Below are 18,854 nucleotides of genomic sequence, written 5' to 3' on the forward strand. Positions count from 1 at the left end.
CCCGTCCCGAGGAGCTCACCGGCTGGATCCGCGGACACTGGCAGATCGAGAACGGGCTGCACTGGGTCCGCGACGTGACCTTCGCTGAAGATCTCCACACCGCGCACCGGTGCCGCACCGCAGGTCATGGCTGCGCTACGGAACCTGGCGATCAGCCTGCACCGTCTGGCCGGCGCCACCAACATCGCCGCCGCACTACGACATCACAGCCGCGACGCACTGCGGCCCCTCCAGCTCCTCAAGATCATCTGACTTTGCCGACCCCCTGCTCCTACGCCACCGCATCCTGCTCGGGTGACGAAGGCGTTCCGGCACCACCGAATTGTGGGCCAGAGCCGTTGATCGGACAGACCCATCCTGTCACCTACACCGCTGTGTCGGGTCTGACAGGCCCTGCTGCTATGGCCATGGTAGCGGCCGTCGGGCACTGCGAGGCCTGAAGTCGGACAACTACAACAGGCCTTCGGGCATGCGGTCGGCCCAGTCGGTGGCGTCTTCGTAGGCCGCGCCGACACGCAATACGGTGGGTTCGGCGAACGGCTTGCCGAGGATCTGCAAGCCGATTGGTAGACCGGATCGGTCGAAGCCGCAAGGTACCGACAGCCCGGGTAGGCCGGTGAGGTTGCCCGGGGCCGAGGTGCGCACGCAGCTGTTGATGACCGCCTCCTGGGAGCCGTCGGGCCAGGTGAAGCTGGTTTGTCCGACCTCGGCGGCGGTGGCGGGCAGAGTCGGAGCGAGCACTGCGTCGAGCCCGTCGAACATGTCTCGCCAGCCTTGCTGGAGCAGCGTGCGGGCCCGCTGTGCCTTGATGTAATCGGTGGCTAGGACCAGTTCTCCGGCTTCGAGGAGCCCTCGGACGTCGGATTCGTAGAGCTCACCCATCTGGCGCAGGCTCTGCTGGTGGTAGGCGCTGGCCTCGGGTACGAGGATGCCGAATTCTGCCGGCATGTACAGCTCGGGGTAGGGGATGTCGATCTCACGCAGCCGGGCGCCGAGGCCCTCGAGTTGGCGAATCGCTTCCCGTACGGCCGCCTCGACCTCCGGGTCGATGTGGTCGAAGAAGTAGTTGCGCGGCACACCGAGGACCATGCCTTCAACACCGGCGGTCAGGTTCTCGGTATGGCGGGGGACCGGCACGTCTCGGGTGGCCGGGTCGTCACGGTCGTAGCCGGCGATGACGTCCATCATCAGCGCAGCGTCGCGCACGCTGTTGGTGAGCGGGCCGATGTGATCGAGCGACCAGCTCAGCGATGTGGTGCCCCGACGAGAGATCCGCCCGTAAGTCGGCTTGAGCCCGACGGTGCCGCAGACGGCCGAGGGGATACGCACCGAGCCACCGGTGTCTGTGCCGATGGCGCCCTGGCACATGCGGGCAACCACCGCGGCGGCGGAACCACCGCTGGAGCCACCGGGGACGTGGTCGAGGTGCCACGGGTTACGAGTGGTGGGAGTGAGTACACCGTATGCGAACTCGTGGGTGTGTGTCTTACCGACAATCACCGCGCCCGCGGCCTCGAGATGGTCGACCACCGCAGCGTTGGTGTCAGGCACGCGATCGGTGCGGGTACGCGAACTCGACGTGGTGGCCACGCCTGCGGTGTCGATCAGATCTTTCACTCCGATGCAGATACCGTGCAACGGGCCGCGATAGCTCCCGTCGACGATCTCCTTCTCCGCGGCCCGGGCGGCGTGTAGCGCCTGCTCGTGCATCACGCTGGCGAACGCGCCCACCCGGTCGTCGAGAGCGTCGATGCGTCCGAGAACCGATTCGGTGAGCTCGACGGGCGACAACTGCCGCTCCCGGATCTGTTCGGCGGCCTGGTGCAAGGTCAGCTCGTAAGGATGCACGTTGCTCACTCCCACCGGGCGTCGAAGGCGGTGGCCGGAACGACCTCACCCAGTTCGACCGCGTCCAACCGGTCCATCAGTCCGTAGATATCGCCCACGGTCGGGCCGACGGCGGCCACACGCTCGGGCGCCAACTCGAGGCGGGCCATCCGCAGGAGTTCGTCGAGCGTCGACCCGGAACAACTCGGGCGCGATGGAAACATTGACATCTCCTCTTCTCCTGCAACGGCAGTTCCGTGCAGGCTTCAGCCAACCGTGTGGCTGTTCATCCGGGCTAAAACTGTCACACGAGGCACTGACTGCTGGTCCCACATCGCTGGCAATTCAGTATCGATTGAACGATTACCAGTTGAGTTCCTACTCGCCACCCGGCTTTGCAGGAGGATGCGCATGGTCTGCACCCGCAGAGTCCCCGCCACGCACCGCGCGGAATGCTGTATGGCGACTGGGTGAGTTCCTCCAACTTGGCATCCACGAGGCCCGAGGTCCACTCGCTCGGAGGATTGCTCCGGGAACGGCGGCGGGGACCAACCGGTACGGCGGGAGGCATGAGCCTCCTGTCGGAGTCGACCTGTCGGGGTCGACCAGGCCGAAGTTAGAGCGGGTACCTCGTAATGTCAACAAGTGGATATCCGTCGACGTGATCGGTCGTCGGGTGTAGGGCGGCGGGTTCACAGTAGGGCCGAGGACCACGCCCTGCACCTGCGTCGAGCGCTGCCGGAGAGGGCCTCGGCGACGCCGCGTTCGACTCGTGGGCCACTCACGGCGAGCCGGTGCTCACCAGCAAGCATGCCCTGCCGGCCGGGCGAGCTGCAGGTGTGCCGACACGATCAACGACGACCGGCACTTTGTGCTCGCAAGGCGCCCTCGGAGCCTGGCCACGCACAGCAACACCAGAAAATGTCGACAACTGTCGACGGTTGCTACCCTGCGCCGGTGACCGCGAACGAGAACCTCGCCTTCGACGCCCTCTCGGATCGGGTCCGTCGTCAGATCCTGTCGCTACTCGGTGAGCGGGGCGAGCTCACCGTCTCCGAGATCGCTGCGAACGTCGACGCTGTGGGTCGGTCGACGGTGTCGAGCCATCTCCGGATCTTGCGTACGTCGGGGATCCTGACCGAGCGCAGGGACGGCCGTCGCCGGCTGTACAGCCTCAACGCCGACGGGGCGGTGCGGGACGCCTTCCGATTCCTGCAGTCGCTACTGCAGACCGGCGTCGCCCTCGACAGTGCGAGCCCTGACGCTGCAGACTGCATAGCCCAGTCCCATCCTGACGCCGACCACGAGCGGGATGCGTCCTAGTCGAACGGTGCCGTGTGAGTACAGCGACGCTGGCCGCCGAGTCGGTCGTCGAACTGCCCGCGCACGAGGCTTTCGCTCTGTTCGGGCGTGGCGAGGCGGGGACCTGGTTGTTCGGTGCGCGCTGTGATTCGGTGACGCTCGGCGCCCCGGTCCGCATTCTTCTTCCCCTCGAGGACCAGGGTGGTCAGCTGCCGGTGGAGCTGCTCGGGCGGTTGTCGATGGTGCGGCCCGGCCGGCGGATCGTGATCGATCATGCACAGCCATGGCAAGGCAGGATCGGATTGAGCTTTGAGTCTGCTGGCCCGGGACGGACTCGAGTTCGTGCTCGGGCGGATGTGTCCGAGGCGGGCGTGATGTGGCTCATCCGGCAACGCGGAATCATGCTGCCGCTGCCTGAGGCCGGGGCCGATGTCCTTCGTATCGGGATGCTGACGAGTAAGTCCGGGCCCGCGGTGATCTATGCGATGGCCACAGAGTATCTGGCTCAGATGGCTGTCGATGAGGTCAACGAGGAGGGCGGCGTACACGGCCGCCGGCTCGAGCTCGTCGTCGCCGACGACGAGACCGACCCCGGCACTGCAGCCGTCGAGGCTCGCCGCCTTCGTCGCGCCGGATGCCATGTGGTATTTGCCTGCACCACCAGCCGCAGCTTCACCGCTGTCGACGCCGCTGTCGGGCGTGACCTGCTCGCTGTGCATGCGGTGATGAACGAACGCGGAGGAGGCGTGCACGACTCGGTCGTCCAGCTGGGGGAGCACCCTGGCTCGCAGATATCCGCGGTTGCCGGCCGCCTGATGGCGGCGACCGGGACGAAGTCGTGGTTCCTGGTCGGCGAGCAGTACAGCTGGTCGTATGCCGCCCACGCGGCAGCCCGCATCGCGGTGCCGCATGCCGGCGGACGGATCCTCGGCGAGTCCTACACTGCTGTCGGCACGACGGACTTCTCCGCAGTGATCGAGCAGATCGAGCGTTCCGGTGCCGACGTGGTCATGTCGTCGCTGATCGGCGCCGACGAGGTCGAGTTCGAACGTCAGTGCGCGGACGCCGGACTGCGGACTCGCACCCGAGCCTTCTCGCTGGCGATGGACGAGTCGACGTGCGAGCACATCGGCGCCGAGTCCGCCGAGGGGATCTGGACGGCCATGGCGTACCACCAGGACATTCCGGCCGACGGGAACGCCGAGCTCCTCGAGCGTTACCGGGCCCGCCTCGGCCGATGGGCGCCACCGATCTCCACGACATCGGAGACGGTGTACGAAGCGATCCTCCAGTATGCAGGCGCGGTACGCAGACACGGCGACGGCGTGGTGCCGCTTCGCAGCGATGATCTCATGGCGTATCTGCGGAAGGCGTGTGACGGCGGGGTCGGGCGCCGCAACCTGGTGACCCCACGTCTCTACCTCGCACAGGTCTCGCCCCGAGGTGTACAGGTGATGGATCAAGCCCGGTAGCGGGCATGAGCACGCGCCAACCTCTTAAGTGGATAAGCATCGACAAGTCCACGCGTCGCCGTTAGTGTCTCCCATCACATCGAGTGACGGAAGGTGTCTGTGACATGGATGGTCCGCACGACCTGGGAGGTCGGCACGGCTTCGGCTCGATCAACCCTGAGTACGACGAGCCGGTCTTCCACGCCGACTGGGAACGCAGCGTCCTTACGATGTTCCCGGCCATGGCCGGTGCCGGGGCCTTCAACCTCGACAAGTTCCGGTTCGGGATGGAGCAGATCCCGGCGGTCGAGTACCTAAGCTCGACGTACTACGAGCACTGGATGCACGCGATGATCCAGTGGGGCACCGAGGCAGGAATCTTCGATCCCGAAGATCTCGAGCGGCGCACCCAGCACTACCTCGATCATCCCGACGAGGCAGCACCGAAGGCGGCCAATGCCGACCTCACTGAAGCGCTCAAGCAGCTCCTCCCGACCGGAATGGATTGCCGTCGGGAGTCCGATGCTGAGCCGCGGTTCTCGGTCGGGGACCGTGTCCGTGTCCTGGACCACGTATCCACCACACACACTCGGCGGGCCGGATATGTGCGTGGTCGGGTCGGCGAGGTTGTGGCCGCTCACGGCACTTACGTCTATCCCGACAGCAACGCCGTGGGGTTGGGCGAGGACCCGCACCACCTCTACACCGTGCGGTTCACGGCTCGGGAGCTGTGGGGGGACGAACCCGGGGCGAGAAACGCCGTGAACAACATCGACTTGTGGGAGCCCTACCTCGAGGCGACCTGAACGCAGGTGTTCGCGACGTCGCTCCCCACACTCACGAGTTCGAGAAGGACACATGTCTCTGCATCACGACCACTCGACCATCTCCGCTGACGACCGCATCGCCGCACGGGTTAAGGCCATGGAGGCCATCCTCGTCGAGAAGGGAATCATCGGTACCGACGCCATCGACTACATGTCCTCGGTCTACGAGAACGAGGTCGGCCCGCAGCTCGGCGCGAAGATCGTCGCCCGCGCATGGGTGGACCCGGACTTCAGACAGCGTCTGCTCGTCGACGCCACCGAGGCATGCAAGGAGATGGGTGTCTCCGGCATGCAAGGCGAGGAGATGATCGCCCTCGAGGACACCGACACCGTGCACAACATGGTGGTCTGCACCCTGTGCTCCTGCTACCCGTGGCCGGTGCTGGGTCTACCCCCGAACTGGTACAAGTACCCCGCCTACCGCGCTCGAACCGCTCGGGATCCGCGCGGTGTGATGGCGGAGTTCGGTCTCGAGCTTCCGGAGAGCGTAGAGATCAGGGTCTGGGACTCCAGCGCGGAGCTGCGTTACTGGGTCCTGCCGCAGCGCCCTGCCGGCACCGAGGGCTGGTCCGAGGAACAACTGGCCGAGCTTGTCACCCGGGACTCGCTGATCGGTGTCGCCGGCGTCGCGAGCCCGAAGGCAGCCTGAGCCCCATGCAACGCCTTAACGAGCAGCCAGACCCCGAGACCAAGCCGCACGTCGACTCACTGGTCGATGCGTTGCCGTTCAACGAGAAGATCCCGCGTCGCTCCGGCGACGTCGCCTTCGACCACCCGTGGGAGATTCGCGCCTTCAGCATGACAGTCGCTCTGCACGAGACGCTGGGATTTCCCTGGACGGAGTTCCAGCAACGGCTCATCGCGGCGATCCGCCAGTTCGAAGCCGAACACACCGACCTCGAGCAGTGGAGCTACTACGAGCGCTGGATGGCCGCGCTCGAGGAGCTCGTCCGCGAAAAGGGCTGGATGTCGGAATCCGAACTGGAGCACAAAACCGAAGAGATCCTCGCCCTGCCCGCCAACTACATGCACCAGCACGCAGTACGCGAACCGGTCGCCGTTGTCGCAGGCGCGTCGGGATGACCGACGACGCGGTGACACCACGCGACGTCGCTGCGGCCGCGCGGCTGGCCGACCTGGCCTTGCCGGACGATCGGCTGGCCGCGGTGGCCAGTTTGCTCTCGGCCTGGATCCCGAACGCCAACGCGCTGAGCAGACGGATGCAAGCCAGCAATCTCGACAGCCTCGTGCCGTCGGTGGTGTTCCTCCAGACCGGCATCGACAGCGAGGAGAACGTCCAGTGAGCCCCGACCTGCTCGAGGCCTGCCTGACCAAGACGGCTGACCGCATTGCCGCGGGCGAGGTGTCCCCGGTGGAGCTGGTCGAGGCGTCACTGCGGCGTATCGAGCAGATCTCCGATACGCACGCGTTCATCTCGGTCGATGCCGAGGACACGCTGGCGGTCGCTCGGGCCAGCGAGGCGATGATCGCGGCCGGGCACCGGCTCGGTCCCCTGCACGGCGTACCGGTGGCGTTGAAGGACAACATCGGTGTCCGCGGCAAACCCACGACGGCCGGTAGCGCGATCCTGGCCGCCCACCGCCCGGCCGAGGACGCCACGGTGACCCGTCGCCTGCGCTCGGCCGGCGCGATCATCGTTGGTAAGACGAACATGCACGAGTTCGCCTGGGGCGGCACCTCGGCGAACCCGCACTACGGGTTCGTCACCAACCCCTGGGACCCATCGCGCATGCCTGGTGGCTCCAGCGGGGGGTCCGGTGTGGCGGTGGCGGCCCGCGCGTGCTTCGGTGCGCTGGGTACCGACACCGGGGGGTCGGTTCGGCTGCCGTCGGCGCTCAACGGCATCACGGGCCTACGGCCGACGATCGGGAGGGTCAGCAACGCCGGTGTCGTCCCGTTGGCGTGGAGCATGGACACCGTTGGTCCGATGGCGCGCACCGCCGCGGACTGCGCCACCATGTTGAACGCGCTCGCCGGGTACGACCCGGCCGACGCCGGGTCGGTGGACCGGGCCGGGGAGGACTTCGGGCGGGGCCTCGAGCTCGGTGTGGCCGGGCTGCGGATAGGGCTCATCGATGGCTACTCACTGCATCATGTGCAGCCCGCGGTGGACAAGGCGCTCCGGGCAGCGCTGGAAACACTCGAGGGCGCCGGCGCGCACACCAGCGAGGTCTCGATCGCCGACATCGAGGGCAACATCTCCGCGCAGCTCACGGTCGAGGCGGCCGAACCCAGCACCTACCACCAGCGCTGGCTGCGGGAGCGACCGCAGGACTACGGCGAAGACGTACGCCTTCTGCTCGAAGCCGGGGAAATGTTGATGGCGACTCAGTACCTGCAAGCCCAGCGGTACCGGGGACTGCTGCGCCGCCAGACCCTCGCGGCGATGGCGCAGGTTGATGTGCTGGCGTGTCCGACTCTGCCGTTCACCGCGACGCCGCTGGGAGAGACCACCGTCGAAATCGACCAGGGCGCGCCCGAGGACATGCTCTCGGCGATCATGCAGTTCACCGGGCTGTCCTCACTGACCGGTCTACCGGCGATCAGCGTCCCGTGCGGCTTTGACGACGCCGGCTTACCGGTTGGCATGCAGCTCATCGGTAAGCCGTTCGCGGAGGCGACCCTGCTCCGGGTCGCGGCCGGATTCCAAGCGGATACGACGTTCCACACCATGGCCCCACCACTACCTCGCAGCTGACGATGGACCCCTTGATCACGAAGGTCGAGCAAGCCGTCGTCGCCCGCGGATTCGCGTCGACGACGGCCATCGATAGGTGGGCTGACACACACGCCGACGAAGTCGGCCCGATCAGCGGCGCGTTGGCCGTAGCCCGCCGGTGGAGCGCCTCGGGCCGTCGCACCGCCGATCACCCGAGCCGCCGGTGTCGCTGCGGGCGGCGGTGGGAGGTCGTGGACAACTCCGCGACCGTGCACCACGTGGTGGTCCCGGCCGGGGCCATCTGCACCGGTTGGCCGGTGCTGGGGGTCCCACCTAGCTGGTACACGCCCGGAGGGCTGATCCCGCACAAGCCCAAAGACATTCGCTACGTACTTGCGGCCCGCCACGGGCTTGTTCTCGATCCAGGCACCGAAGTCAGAGCCCTTGTCGATGACCGCGACACCCACCACCTCATCGCACCGCCTCGGCCACCGGCGACCGAGGGCCTCGGGCCGTTCACGCTGTCCCAGACGCTGACCCGCACTGCGTTACGCGGCTTTGACCAGGCTCGCCCGCACGTCGACGGTGAGCCCTACGCCGGACCGGACTGGGCACGAAGCCTGCCCGGCTACTCATTCGACGAACGGTCGCTCGACCGGCCATGGGAGCTGCGCAGTATCGCGATGGTCCTCGCCATCGTCTCCCAGCATCCACGGCGCGAGCACCAGCTACTCGACGAGATCACCACCATCGCCGAAAAGCTGCCCGTACGCGCAAGCATCTACACAGCCTGGCTGTGGGCACTAGCTCGAATGACGCACTGACCGTACCCGCGACTGGTCCGGAGCTGCCCCGTCCCTACGCCTGCGGCGGCTGCTGTTGTCAGATGCCAGAGATAGCGGCATCGGTCGCTGCACGCCGTAGCGCGGCAAGCAGCGTCGCGCGGCGGGCGACCCCCGCGTGGTCGGCCACGCCGGTGCTCGGCGACCAGGCTCAGTTCGGCCAGCGAGCGAACCGAGCCCTCGGCGCACAAGACCGCGTCGGTGGGCTCGAACAGTGCGTCCGCCTGCACCCGTGCAGGAGACATGGAATTCCCACCGGAATCGGTCGAGTCCCCCACACGGACCCGGGTGTCACCCACGCCGGCGTCGGGCCCGATAGACCACAGCGTCTTCGCGCCCCGGCGAATCATTGCGCTCGGTGACAGGCCCGGTGCGCCCAACGATCGCCTCGCCGCGACCGCTCCTGTCCGCGCGCGCCGCGCGGGACAGACTTTCGTCACGACCGGCGCATAGCGGTCTCGGCCCGTCCTCCGGTGACCGGGGCTGGCTTGTCGCGGTACCGGAGCCGGCCGAGGGCGAGGACGGTCACCGCGGCCACCAGCATGGGGACCGCCATCACGACGAACAGTCCGGTCGTCGACCACCCCGCCGTCACCGCGAGCCCGACCAGGATGGGGCCGAGGATGCCGCCGATGCGGCCGATCCCCAGCGCCCAGGCGACGCCCGTGGACCGCATCTCCGGTGGGTAGAACAGCGACCCGAAAGCGATCACACTCTTCTGCCCCCCGCTCACGCAGCAGCCGACCAGGAACGTCACGCACAGCAACAACCAGAGCGACGCGCCGAATACAGCACCGAGAACCCCGACGAGCACGGATCCGACCAGGTAGAGGACACCGAGGGTGTACCCGGCGCCGAACCGGTCCATCGCCGGGCCGGTTACCAGCGCGGCCGCGATCCCGCCGACGGTGGTCAGGGTGGTGGCCGTGACCACCGTGCTCGTCGGATGGCCGAGCCCCTCCAGGATGGTCGGAAGCCAGCTCTGCAGCGCGTAGAACTCGGCGAGGTTGATCGCGAAGACCAGCCAGAGCAGCAGGGTCCCCACCAGCCACCGGGGTCGGCGAGGGTGCGCAGCGCGCGGACCGTCGCCTCGGGGTCGGCCCGGCCGCTGCCGGCCAGGTCGAACGCGCTGCCGTGCCCGACGCTGCAGAACGGCACACCCGCGCCGATCGAGAGCGCCACCGACGTTCGCCCGGCGAGCAGCTTGACCGGGACGTGTCCCTGGTCGTGGTAGGCGGCGACATAGCCGGCGTGCTCGTTCGCCGCCAGCAGCGTGTCCGCACCGGTCGGTCCGTCCACCGGATGTCCCTCCTCGCGCAGCCGGGCCACGGCCGGGGCCGTGACCCGCTCGTCGTCGCCGAACAGCCCGCCCTCGCCGGCGTGCGGGTTGATCCCGAACACCGCCGTGCGGCCGGGCACGCCGAGCCGGTCGAGGGCCTGATGCAAGGCGCGGCCGGCCGCGACGACCCGGTCGGCATCCAGATCGGTGACCGCGTCGGCCAGCCGGCGATGCAGCGTCGCGTGTACGATCCGCAGCCCGCCGCCGACCAACAGCAGGAACACCCGGTCGGCCCGGCTCCCGGTGACTTCTGCGAGCAACGACGGGTAGCCGGTGAACGACACCCCGGCGGCGTGGATCGCGGTCTCCGAGTGCGGGGCCGCGACCACGGCGGGGTACGCACCGGCGGCCGCGGCCCGGATCGCCGTCCGGGCGTAGGCCAGGGTCGCCCGGCCGGCGGCGGCGTCCACCGTCCCGGGCCGGTGCGCGCCGGCGGGCAGTGCGCCGACGTCGATCAGGTCCAGCGTGCCGGGCTCGGGCGGGAGGTCCGGATGGTGGTCCCGGACGACCTCGGCCCCGCCGGTGACTCGCACCGCCCACTCGACCACGGCGCGGTCGGAGACCAGGACCGGTGCGCAGCCGGTGCGCCGGGCCGCCATGACCGCGACTTCCGGGCCGATGCCGTTCGGGTCCCCGGTGCACAGGAGCGTGCGGGGCACGGGGCCGGTCACAGCGGGACCGCCAGCAGCGTGTCGATCCGTGAGCTGTCGCAGACCACGACCCGCTCGCGCAGCAGGGCGTGCTCCTCGCGGATTTGGTAGAGGTCCAGGTAGCGGCCGCTGGCGAACAGGTCCGTCGGGTCGGGTGCGGTGTTCCCCGTTCCCACTTGCAGGAGGTTGCGCCATGGCCTGGGTATTCGTGATCCTCGGCGGACTGTTTGAGACCGCGTTTGCCGTGTCCCTCAAGCACTCCGAGGGGTTCACCCGACTGTGGCCCACCGTCTCGTTCCTCGTCTGCGCGGTAATCAGCTTCGCGTTGTTGATGGCCGGTCTGCGTGAGCTGCCGGTCGGTACCGCATATGCGGCCTGGACCGGGATCGGGGCGGCGGGAACAGCGATCGCGGGAATGATCTGGTTCGGCGACTCGGCCGCATTCCTGCGCGTCGCCTCCGTCGTGTTGATCGTGGCCGGGGTCGTCGGGCTCAATCTGGTCGGGTCGAACGCGCTCTAACTCGGGGTCGGGCCGGGTGGAACCGTCCGACTCGGACGGAGGTCCCCGGGCGCTCAACTCTGATCGGGTGCGGGGGGGACCGCGGGGAGTTCGGCGGTGACCAGGGCGTGTCAAGGCATTGACACCGTGGCCTCGCACCAGGGCTCGGGGATCGCGAGCCCGTAGACGCCGAGCTCCTTCAGCTGCTCGATCCCCTTCTCAGGGTAGTCGTCGCGCTGCCTCGACCTCGTTGACCGCGGGGCTTCGCCTCCCGGTCGACGAAGTCGCGCACGGTGTCGGCGACGGCCTGCTCGTCGGTGCTCCACACAAGCCATCGGACGTATCTCCTGCTCTCGTTCTGTTCGGGCCGATCAGACGACATGGGCGGCGCGGAGCAGGTCGATCCGGTCGCGGTGGCCGAGCTCGGCCAGGATGCGGTCGGTATGCGCGCCCAGCGCGGTTGTGCTATACGAAGTAGCTGGCGTTACCACGGACGGCTTCGTCGTACCCGCAAGCGAAGTCACCTCCGTCCGGTCGCTCGATCTTGATGACGCGGGCACCGAGGTCAACGAGCTGGCGATCCGCGAACGGCGCAGCGACTGCCTGTTCCAGAACTGATGACGGTTATGCCGTCCAGCGGCGGTGTCCCCGCAGTAGGGGTGCAAGGCATGCAGATGGCCCTCTCAACGAAGACCGGACGGTGGGCGAGTAGTGGGCCGGGTCCAGCTGTCTCGATGGTCGTGACGCACAGGAGGAGTCGTGGCAAAGCGGTGCCCGTCGTGGTCGGGACGGAGCTGAACGGGATGCACGCTCGCCTGTGAGCCTGGGCCGTGAAAGGCGATGTGTAGAACGACTCTCGGAAGAAGGAGCGATGCGTCGAGAGCATCATGGCCTGTCCTCGGAGCGTCGGGTTCTGAGACCGGACGCCCGGTGTAAGTACCGTCCGTCACACTGAGCGACGTCGATGTGGGTCGGACACTGCTTGGAGTGGACGCGCGGCGTGGTCAGGCACGGCCGTCGATACAGCCAGTGCGCGGGTCTACGGATCGAGAAGGTGCAGATCGGCTGCGACGCGGACCAGTTCGGCGCGCCGACGCACGTGATGGCGACGCATCATCGACGCCACATGGTACTTCACGGTATGCGGGCTGATGTGGAGCAGAGCCCCGATCTCGTGGTTGTCTGCACCACGACCGATAGCACGCACGATGCTCAGCTCGCGCTCCCCGAACTCTGCAGCGGGGGAGTGGCGGCCCCGGGCGGAGCGACGCAGCAGAGGAGCAGCAAGCTCCGAGTCGAAATAGCTTCCGGTCTGCTTGACCGTGCGTAAGATCTCCGGCAACCGCCGGACCGAGGTTTCCTTGACCACGTAACCGGAGGCTCCGGCGTCGATGGCTTGGGAGAGCAGTTCCGTGTTGCCGTACGCGCTGAACAGGATCACCGCGGGGGCGGTGTCACACGCGGTGAGCTCCCGGCACAGGTCGATCCCGCTGCCGGTGGAGTGCTCGCCGATCCGCAGGTCCACGATGGCGACGTCTGGCTGTACACGAGCGATCAGGGACGCACCGTCGTTCCTTGTGGTCGCCGCCCCGAGGAACTCAAGGTCTGGTTCGCGCTCGGCCATCGCCTGGAGACCGTCGTGCACGATCTCGTGGTCGTCGACGACGCAGAATCCGATCACGAGGAGATCCTTTCCGGTCCCGGCCATGTCGGGACGGCCGCGTGGACCTCGATCCCAAGCGGGTCGGCCTTGTGCACGGCCAGACGCCCGTGCACCCGTTCGACCGCGGCCCTCATAGCCTGCAACCCCAGATGAGGGTGATCGGTGGTGGGTCCCCCGGACCCTCCTCCTGTTTCGACTCGGCCGGCACCGTCATCGACGACCAGCAGGCGGCTGGTGAGAGATCCCGGTACCAGGCGAATGATCACATGATGCCCGCCGGAGTGCCTTTCTGCGTTGGTGACGGCTTCCAGCCCGACACGTACAAGGGCCTCCGCTGAAGCACGAGCGAGCTCGATGTCTTCACCATCGAGCTCAGGAGAACGTGAAAGCCGTCCCTGCGGCGCCGTCAAGATCTGCTCGAGCACTTCGGATGCCCGGACGCCGCCGATATCGCCGCGGCTGAGGAGGCTGCCGAGTTCTCCGCGCAGTTGTCCGAGGCAGGACTCCGCAGCTTCAGCGATCGTTGCAAGATCGGCAGCGACCTCGCTCGTACCCACGGCGTAACGGGCTTGCTCGGCACGGAAGCCGATGGTGATCAGTCCGCGGACCACAGTGTCGTGCAAGTTGTAGGCCACGTCCTCTCGGATCCGTCGTTCCAGAGCGTCGGCCCGCTGGTTCTCTGCGAGCCGCCTGCGCAGGCCGAGCGCGGCATGATCGGTGAACTCCGCCAGAAGATCCTCGTCGACCTGGGTGAACGCCCGCATCTGCCGGTCACCGACGTACAGCACGCCGGCCACATGATCGTCGACTGTGATGGGTGCCGCCATAGCCGAGACGATGCCCTCGCCTCGGGTGATCGTGACGGGAGCAGCGTGGAGGCGCTCGTCCTCTGCGTAGTTGGCGGAGCGCACCGGTCGTTGCATTGCGCGGGCGAGTCCACCGAGGCCCTGTCCGTGGTGCACCCGTACGTGCCGGAAGTCCGGGGTCCTGATCCCCAGCATCTGATCGAAAGCGAAGGTGTCCGGTCCGCCGTCGGGAAGCGACAGGTAGGCGACCTCGGACCCGACGAGCAGGTGAGCGGCGTCGAGGACAGCTGCGATCGCGGCGCGGACGTCGGTTGCCTCGACGGCGGCTTCGGCGACCCTACGGGCGGCTTCGCGTAGCTCCCGGTCGACCTGCCGCGACCCGGTCTCTCGACCGCTACGCACTGTCGCCGCCACCAACCGCCCCAGCTCGCTGCGGGCCGTCGGGTCCTCGCCCCAAGGCGTCGGCGCGCGCCCCCCCGTCTGGCCGACCAGGACGGTGCCGATCCCCGATGCGTCACGCCAGGGAATCACCAGGGCGGTGGCGAACCGTGCCCTGAGCTCGCGCATCGCCGAGCGGACCTCGAGCTCCACCACGACACGAGGCTTGCGCCCGGGGAGAGGTCGACTCGTCGTCACCGGCTCGTTGGCCAGGAACGCGGCGGCCGGATCGACGGCGGCCGAGGCGAGCGCCATCAACTCGTCGCTGCGGCGCCTCGGCCGGTACAGAACCAGGCCCATGTCGGCGGCCAGCAGGACTCGGACCTCCTCGAGGACGGGACCAAGAGCATCGTGGATCGCCCGCGACCCGCCGCCGTCGACCACGTACTCCATCCACGCCACCTCCCACGGGCAGGATCGTCGATCCCGCGAGCGACGACCAGCTCCGGCCTGCGCAACTGCCCGTCTGGCTAGTCGAGCCATAGCTGAACGGCCCGGATATCTTGCCGATGAGACTAGGCGCCCGACTGATTCACTGCCTTGCAACCAACCTGATGTCGACGGAGACTCAAGGAGGAGCAGTGCCGCCAGCCGGTGCGGGAGCCCACCGCACACGCGTTGCCCCGGGAGAACGCCGCCCGACTTGCCACTCCCGACGCCAGCTGGGACGGACCGATCAGTCCGGCCTTCCCACAGACGCGCCCGAGTTCCTGATGTATACGAGCTGCGGCTTCTTGTCGCCGGCCCTCCCCACCGACCCGGCGCCCCCCCCGGCTTGTGACGGCCGGACCCCGAGAGCGAGCGGTCACCTCGTCACGACATCCGGGCTCGCACCGGCGATCAATGTCACTACTTCTGCCGAAAGGAACCCCGTGAGTGTCAAGGTCCTCGCCCTCTACTACAGCGCAACCGGTAACACGGCTGCGATGGCGTCAGCTTTGGCTGACGGTGCTTCGGAGACGGGCGCCGAGATCCGGCTCCGACAGGCAGTCGAGACGGCACCGCAGGAGGCCATCAATTCCAACCCTCGCTGGCGGGCGTATGTCGACTCCAGCGATCGGGCACCGGCGCCTGCGCTCGCCGACCTCGAGTGGGCCGACGGCATCGCGCTGGGTAGCCCGACCCGCTTCGGGGGCCCGGCTGCGCAGCTGAAGTCGTTCCTCGACTCTTCGGGTGGCCTGTGGGCGAGGGGCGCGTTGGCGAACAAGGTCACCACCGCGTTCACAACCGCGTCCACGGCACACGGTGGCCTGGAGTCCACCGTCCTGGCGATGAACAACATCTTCTACCACTGGGGGTCCATCGTCCTCCCGCTCGGTTACGCCGCTGACAAGCATCTTCTCGACTCGGGGAACCCGTACGGGAGTTCATTCGTCTCGCGTCGCTCGGCCGCGCCGGACGAATCGACGCTCGAGGCGTGCCGCATCCAGGGGCGGCGTATCGCCCAGGTCGCCGCGTTCATCGCCGCGGGTCTGTCCGCGGAGAGTGCAGCGTGACCCGCTCCGGGAACGGACACGCTGGCTCGCCGACAACGAACGGACGGAGATCGGTGACTTCCGACGAACTCGAGAACGAGAACGTGCTGGGACGCGAGGCCACACGCCTTGGCTTCGTCCTGAGCACAGCCCAGCAGACCGAGATGCGCGAGCGGATGCTCAGGGTCGAACCCCTGCTCAAGCGCTACCGACGTGCGTCCCTCGATCCCACCCGTGACGCGGTGGATCCTGCGGTCGGTGATCAGTGGCTTCGCCCGGGAGAGGACAACAACCGATGAGCGCGGTGCGGCCCACGCCGACGCACGAATGCGATGCCCTCCAGCTCCAGGAACTCTATCGGCGCGGCGACCTGTCACCGCGCGACGTGATTGAGGACTGCATCAGCCGGATCGAGAGGATAAACCCGGAGATCAACTCTGTGCTCGTCGTTCTCGTCGAGCGCGCCCGCGCCGCGGCCGCGGAATCCGAGCGCCGATGGCGCGAAGGGGCACCACGTCCCCTCGAGGGTGTGCCGATCGGGGTCAAGGACGTCGCCGACATCGCGGGTGTCCCGACCACTGGCGGCTCGGCGCTGTATCTCGACCACATCGCCGACCGCGATGCCGAGGTGATCCGCCGGACCGAGAACGCGGGCGGCGTGGTGATCGCGAAGGACGCCACGACCGAGTTCGCCATCGGCGGCCCCCACAACCCGACGTTCGGTGCTGTGCGCAACCCCTGGGATCTGACTCGCTGGAGCGGAGGATCCTCGACAGGCGCCGCGGCGTCGGTGGCCGCGCGGATGTACCCGCTCGCCATCGGGTCGGACGCGGCCGGCTCGATCCGCATGCCCGCCTCCTGGTGCGGTCTGACCGGGCTTAAGCCCACAACCGGAGCTGTGCCCCGGACCGGGGTGCTCCCCCTGTCGTGGACCACCGAGACAGTGGGCCCCATCGGGCGCAGCGCCACGGATGTGGCCCGCTTCTTCGCGGTGCTGCGCGGACTGGACACTGCGGATCCGCGCTCGGTTCCCACCCCAGCCGACGGCCTGGACAGTCTCGCGTCCGGCCACGTTCCCAGCGATCTCGAAGGCGTACGGATCGGTATCGCGCGCGACTACTTCCTCGAGGACTGCGACGGCGACGTCCGGCAGAACTTCGAGTCCGCCGTCAATGCGCTGCGCTCCGCCGGCGCGGTCATCTCCGACGTGATGTTGCCGCTGGCGCCCGATGCCATGCAGATCGGCTACCTCCTCCTGTTCACCGAGGCCGCCGCAGTCCACCGCGTCAACGCGGACCGGCTGGACCAGTGCGACCCGGTCATGGTCCGTCGACTCAGCGAGGGGTTCCTCACCTCGGCAACGGACTATATTCGAGCACTGCAGTACCGAGTGCAGCTTCAGCAAAATTTCGCCGAGGCATTTACAAAGGTGGACCTCATTGCTGTGCCCACCACACCGGGAACGGCTCCAAACCTCGACGACCTGACCATCCAAATCGATGGCGTCCCGAAGCCGATGCACGACGTCCAGTCCCGAGCCGGAATGGTCTGCAACCTCGCCGGTGTGCCGGCCGTAGCATTTCCATCGGGGGTCGACCACGCAGGCTGCCCGACCTCGATCCAGCTGATCGCACGTCCACACAAGGAACAGGAGGCACTCACCGCAGCGGGAGTCTACCAATCCAGGACGGGCCACCATCTCCAAGTTCCCGACATCGCCGCCTGAGATTGCACGAAACAGAATTCACGATCGACACCACTACGAGGAGATGACATGGAGTACGGAATTTTTACACCGACCATGAACAACGGCTGGGTGATGTCGAAGACGTCGCCACAGTTTAAGCCCGACTGGTTCCTGATGGAGCAGTGCGGCGCGAAGGCGGAGCATTATGGCTTCGATTTCATGCTCGCGCCGGTGAAGTTCCGGGGCTTCGACGGCGAGACCGAGTTCTGGAACTACACACTGGACTCCTTCTCCGTCATGGCCGGGCTGGCCGTAAGCACGAGCCGGATCAAGCTGTACGCATCTATTCCTCAGCTGATGCTTCCCCCGCCTGTTGCTGCGAAGATGGCGGTGACGATCAATGAAATGTCGGGCGGGCGTTTCGGTGTGAACCTCGTATCCGGCTGGGAAAAGGAGGAGTACCTCCAGATGGGGATCTGGCCAGGGGACGAGCACTTCAAGAACCGATACGACCGCGCGAGCGAATACCTGCAGGTGATGCGCGAACTGTGGGAGTCGGGCCGATCGGACTTCAAGGGCGACTTTTACCAGATGGAAGACTGTCGGCTCGGGCCGACGCCGAGCAGCCCCATCGAAGTCGTCTGCGCCGGCCAATCCGACCGCGGCATGCAATTCACTGCGGAATGGGCCGACTACCAGTTCCTGAGCTGCAAGGCCGACCCAGATGAACTTCGGCAACTGAACGGACGGTTGAAGGCGGCCTCGGACAAGACGGGGCGAAAGATCGGCTCGTACCCGTTGTTCGCGGTCGTGCTCCGCGACACTGACGAAGAGGCCAAGGCCGCGGTCGATCACTGGCGAGCGAACCAAGACCTCGACGCAGTGCAGACCCTGGGCGGTCACGCGAGCACAGACTCGGCAGAGGACCAGAAGTCCATCCGCAATCAGCTGCTCGGCTCCGACGCGTTCCTGATCGGTTGGGACGTGATCGGCGGCTCGCCGCAGACGGTAGCAGACAAGATCAACGCACTGGCCGAGGTGGAGGGCACCTCAGGAATCATGTTCACCTTCCAGGACTACCTGGTCGACATGGACAAGTTCGGCAAGGAAGTCATGCCGCTGCTCAAGCACTGACCATCAGGCCGACACGGCGGCGGTCCGCGCCACCGCGGACCGCCGCGACGGCGAACGACCCTGGGACCAGGGGGTCGGCAAAGTCAGATGATCTTGAGGAGCTGGAGGGGCCGCAGTGCGTCGCGGCTGTGATGTCGTAGTGCGGCGGCGATGTTGGTGGCGCCGGCCAGACGGTGCAGGCTGATCGCCAGGTTCCGTAGCGCAGCCATGACCTGCGGTGCGGCACCGGTGCGC

At 67.4% G+C, this 18,854-nt stretch carries 21 protein-coding genes and 1 pseudogene; 14 read left to right on the forward strand and 8 right to left on the reverse strand.

Annotated features, from left to right (window positions below; all coding sequences use genetic code 11):
- Positions 1–126: 126 nt before the first annotated feature.
- Entirely contained in the window at positions 127–252 is a 126-nt protein-coding gene (locus BM093_RS38470; RefSeq protein WP_425439217.1) for a hypothetical protein, read from the forward strand.
- A 198-nt stretch (positions 253–450) separates the two neighbouring features.
- On the opposite strand, the gene BM093_RS31425 is transcribed toward BM093_RS38470, so the two are convergent.
- Positions 451–1,848, reverse strand: a complete 1,398-nt coding sequence (locus tag BM093_RS31425; protein WP_093355822.1) for an amidase — start codon at positions 1,846–1,848, stop codon at positions 451–453.
- Positions 1,849–1,853: 5 nt separating this feature from the next.
- The gene (locus tag BM093_RS35525; protein ID WP_143105633.1) at positions 1,854–2,051 is read right to left on the reverse strand and encodes a hypothetical protein; all 198 of its coding nucleotides are present in this window, start codon (positions 2,049–2,051) and stop codon (positions 1,854–1,856) included.
- Between the two features lie 733 nt (positions 2,052–2,784).
- Here BM093_RS35525 and BM093_RS31430 point away from each other — a divergent pair.
- The 8 genes from BM093_RS31430 to BM093_RS31465 all read left to right on the forward strand — a co-directional run bounded on the left by BM093_RS31430 (position 2,785) and on the right by BM093_RS31465 (position 8,911).
- Positions 2,785–3,150, forward strand: a complete 366-nt coding sequence (locus tag BM093_RS31430; protein WP_093355748.1) for an ArsR/SmtB family transcription factor — start codon at positions 2,785–2,787, stop codon at positions 3,148–3,150.
- Between the two features lie 14 nt (positions 3,151–3,164).
- Positions 3,165–4,601, forward strand: coding sequence for an ABC transporter substrate-binding protein (locus tag BM093_RS31435; RefSeq protein ID WP_093355751.1), 1,437 nt, complete (start codon positions 3,165–3,167; stop codon positions 4,599–4,601).
- 104 nt (positions 4,602–4,705) lie between these two features.
- The gene (nthB, locus tag BM093_RS31440) at positions 4,706–5,386 is read left to right on the forward strand and encodes a nitrile hydratase subunit beta (RefSeq protein WP_093355756.1); all 681 of its coding nucleotides are present in this window, start codon (positions 4,706–4,708) and stop codon (positions 5,384–5,386) included.
- A 52-nt stretch (positions 5,387–5,438) separates the two neighbouring features.
- Positions 5,439–6,056 (forward strand): nitrile hydratase subunit alpha, encoded by a 618-nt coding sequence (nthA, locus tag BM093_RS31445; RefSeq protein WP_093355760.1) that lies wholly within the window; start codon positions 5,439–5,441, stop codon positions 6,054–6,056.
- A 5-nt stretch (positions 6,057–6,061) separates the two neighbouring features.
- Positions 6,062–6,490, forward strand: coding sequence for a nitrile hydratase accessory protein (locus BM093_RS31450; protein ID WP_093355771.1), 429 nt, complete (start codon positions 6,062–6,064; stop codon positions 6,488–6,490).
- Entirely contained in the window at positions 6,487–6,711 is a 225-nt protein-coding gene (locus tag BM093_RS31455; RefSeq protein WP_093355777.1) for a hypothetical protein, read from the forward strand. Before BM093_RS31450 ends, BM093_RS31455 begins: the two co-directional genes overlap by 4 nt.
- The gene (locus BM093_RS31460; RefSeq protein ID WP_093355783.1) at positions 6,708–8,126 is read left to right on the forward strand and encodes an amidase; all 1,419 of its coding nucleotides are present in this window, start codon (positions 6,708–6,710) and stop codon (positions 8,124–8,126) included. Before BM093_RS31455 ends, BM093_RS31460 begins: the two co-directional genes overlap by 4 nt.
- 11 nt (positions 8,127–8,137) lie before the next feature.
- Positions 8,138–8,911, forward strand: coding sequence for a nitrile hydratase subunit alpha (locus tag BM093_RS31465; protein WP_177238819.1), 774 nt, complete (start codon positions 8,138–8,140; stop codon positions 8,909–8,911).
- Between the two features lie 454 nt (positions 8,912–9,365).
- On the opposite strand, the gene BM093_RS31475 is transcribed toward BM093_RS31465, so the two are convergent.
- From BM093_RS31475 to BM093_RS31485, 3 genes are read right to left on the reverse strand one after another with little or no spacing between them, the layout of a single operon-like run.
- The gene (locus BM093_RS31475) at positions 9,366–9,953 is read right to left on the reverse strand and encodes an MFS transporter (RefSeq protein ID WP_245773932.1); all 588 of its coding nucleotides are present in this window, start codon (positions 9,951–9,953) and stop codon (positions 9,366–9,368) included.
- Positions 9,842–10,927 carry a PdxA family dehydrogenase gene (locus tag BM093_RS31480; protein WP_245773931.1) on the reverse strand — a complete coding sequence of 362 codons (1,086 nt, stop codon included), beginning with the start codon at positions 10,925–10,927 and terminating at the stop codon, positions 9,842–9,844. Before BM093_RS31480 ends, BM093_RS31475 begins: the two co-directional genes overlap by 112 nt.
- An 8-nt stretch (positions 10,928–10,935) precedes the next feature.
- Positions 10,936–11,094, reverse strand: coding sequence for a nuclear transport factor 2 family protein (locus tag BM093_RS31485; RefSeq protein WP_218163017.1), 159 nt, complete (start codon positions 11,092–11,094; stop codon positions 10,936–10,938).
- A 17-nt stretch (positions 11,095–11,111) separates the two neighbouring features.
- Here BM093_RS31485 and BM093_RS31490 point away from each other — a divergent pair, with 17 nt between their 5' ends.
- Positions 11,112–11,438 (forward strand): DMT family transporter, encoded by a 327-nt coding sequence (locus BM093_RS31490; protein ID WP_093355797.1) that lies wholly within the window; start codon positions 11,112–11,114, stop codon positions 11,436–11,438.
- 447 nt (positions 11,439–11,885) lie between these two features.
- Here BM093_RS31490 and BM093_RS31495 read toward each other — a convergent pair.
- The 3 genes and pseudogenes from BM093_RS31495 to BM093_RS31505 all read right to left on the reverse strand — a co-directional run.
- Positions 11,886–12,087 (reverse strand): annotated as a pseudogene (locus BM093_RS31495) (CoA transferase); the annotation flags it as partial.
- Between the two features lie 369 nt (positions 12,088–12,456).
- Positions 12,457–13,098: a response regulator transcription factor gene (locus BM093_RS31500; RefSeq protein ID WP_093355800.1), complete on the reverse strand. Its 642-nt coding sequence runs from the start codon at positions 13,096–13,098 to the stop codon at positions 12,457–12,459.
- The gene (locus BM093_RS31505; RefSeq protein ID WP_177238820.1) at positions 13,095–14,717 is read right to left on the reverse strand and encodes a GAF domain-containing sensor histidine kinase; all 1,623 of its coding nucleotides are present in this window, start codon (positions 14,715–14,717) and stop codon (positions 13,095–13,097) included. Before BM093_RS31505 ends, BM093_RS31500 begins: the two co-directional genes overlap by 4 nt.
- A 479-nt stretch (positions 14,718–15,196) precedes the next feature.
- On the opposite strand from BM093_RS31505, the gene wrbA reads away from it, so the two are divergent.
- From wrbA to BM093_RS31525, 4 genes are read left to right on the forward strand one after another with little or no spacing between them, the layout of a single operon-like run.
- Positions 15,197–15,820 carry an NAD(P)H:quinone oxidoreductase gene (wrbA, locus tag BM093_RS31510; protein ID WP_085916899.1) on the forward strand — a complete coding sequence of 208 codons (624 nt, stop codon included), beginning with the start codon at positions 15,197–15,199 and terminating at the stop codon, positions 15,818–15,820.
- A 53-nt stretch (positions 15,821–15,873) separates the two neighbouring features.
- Entirely contained in the window at positions 15,874–16,098 is a 225-nt protein-coding gene (locus BM093_RS31515) for a hypothetical protein (RefSeq protein WP_093355810.1), read from the forward strand.
- Positions 16,095–17,525 (forward strand): amidase, encoded by a 1,431-nt coding sequence (locus BM093_RS31520; protein WP_093355814.1) that lies wholly within the window; start codon positions 16,095–16,097, stop codon positions 17,523–17,525. Before BM093_RS31515 ends, BM093_RS31520 begins: the two co-directional genes overlap by 4 nt.
- Before the next feature lie 48 nt (positions 17,526–17,573).
- Positions 17,574–18,620: an LLM class flavin-dependent oxidoreductase gene (locus tag BM093_RS31525; RefSeq protein WP_093355818.1), complete on the forward strand. Its 1,047-nt coding sequence runs from the start codon at positions 17,574–17,576 to the stop codon at positions 18,618–18,620.
- The last annotated feature ends 234 nt before the right edge of the window (positions 18,621–18,854 follow it).

Source organism: Pseudonocardia ammonioxydans (assembly GCF_900115005.1).
GTDB lineage: Bacteria > Actinomycetota > Actinomycetes > Mycobacteriales > Pseudonocardiaceae > Pseudonocardia > Pseudonocardia ammonioxydans.

Coding starts and splice junctions, on each gene's coding strand:
- BM093_RS31520 (WP_093355814.1), top strand. CDS start 16,095: ATGAGCGCGGTGCGGCCCACGCCGACGCACGAATGCGATGCCCTCCAG.
- BM093_RS31525 (WP_093355818.1), top strand. CDS start 17,574: ATGGAGTACGGAATTTTTACACCGACCATGAACAACGGCTGGGTGATG.
- BM093_RS31455 (WP_093355777.1), top strand. CDS start 6,487: ATGACCGACGACGCGGTGACACCACGCGACGTCGCTGCGGCCGCGCGG.
- BM093_RS31450 (WP_093355771.1), top strand. CDS start 6,062: ATGCAACGCCTTAACGAGCAGCCAGACCCCGAGACCAAGCCGCACGTC.
- BM093_RS31505 (WP_177238820.1), bottom strand. CDS start 14,717: ATGGAGTACGTGGTCGACGGCGGCGGGTCGCGGGCGATCCACGATGCT.
- nthA (WP_093355760.1), top strand. CDS start 5,439: ATGTCTCTGCATCACGACCACTCGACCATCTCCGCTGACGACCGCATC.
- BM093_RS35525 (WP_143105633.1), bottom strand. CDS start 2,051: ATGTTTCCATCGCGCCCGAGTTGTTCCGGGTCGACGCTCGACGAACTC.
- BM093_RS38470 (WP_425439217.1), top strand. CDS start 127: ATGGCTGCGCTACGGAACCTGGCGATCAGCCTGCACCGTCTGGCCGGC.
- nthB (WP_093355756.1), top strand. CDS start 4,706: ATGGATGGTCCGCACGACCTGGGAGGTCGGCACGGCTTCGGCTCGATC.
- BM093_RS31490 (WP_093355797.1), top strand. CDS start 11,112: ATGGCCTGGGTATTCGTGATCCTCGGCGGACTGTTTGAGACCGCGTTT.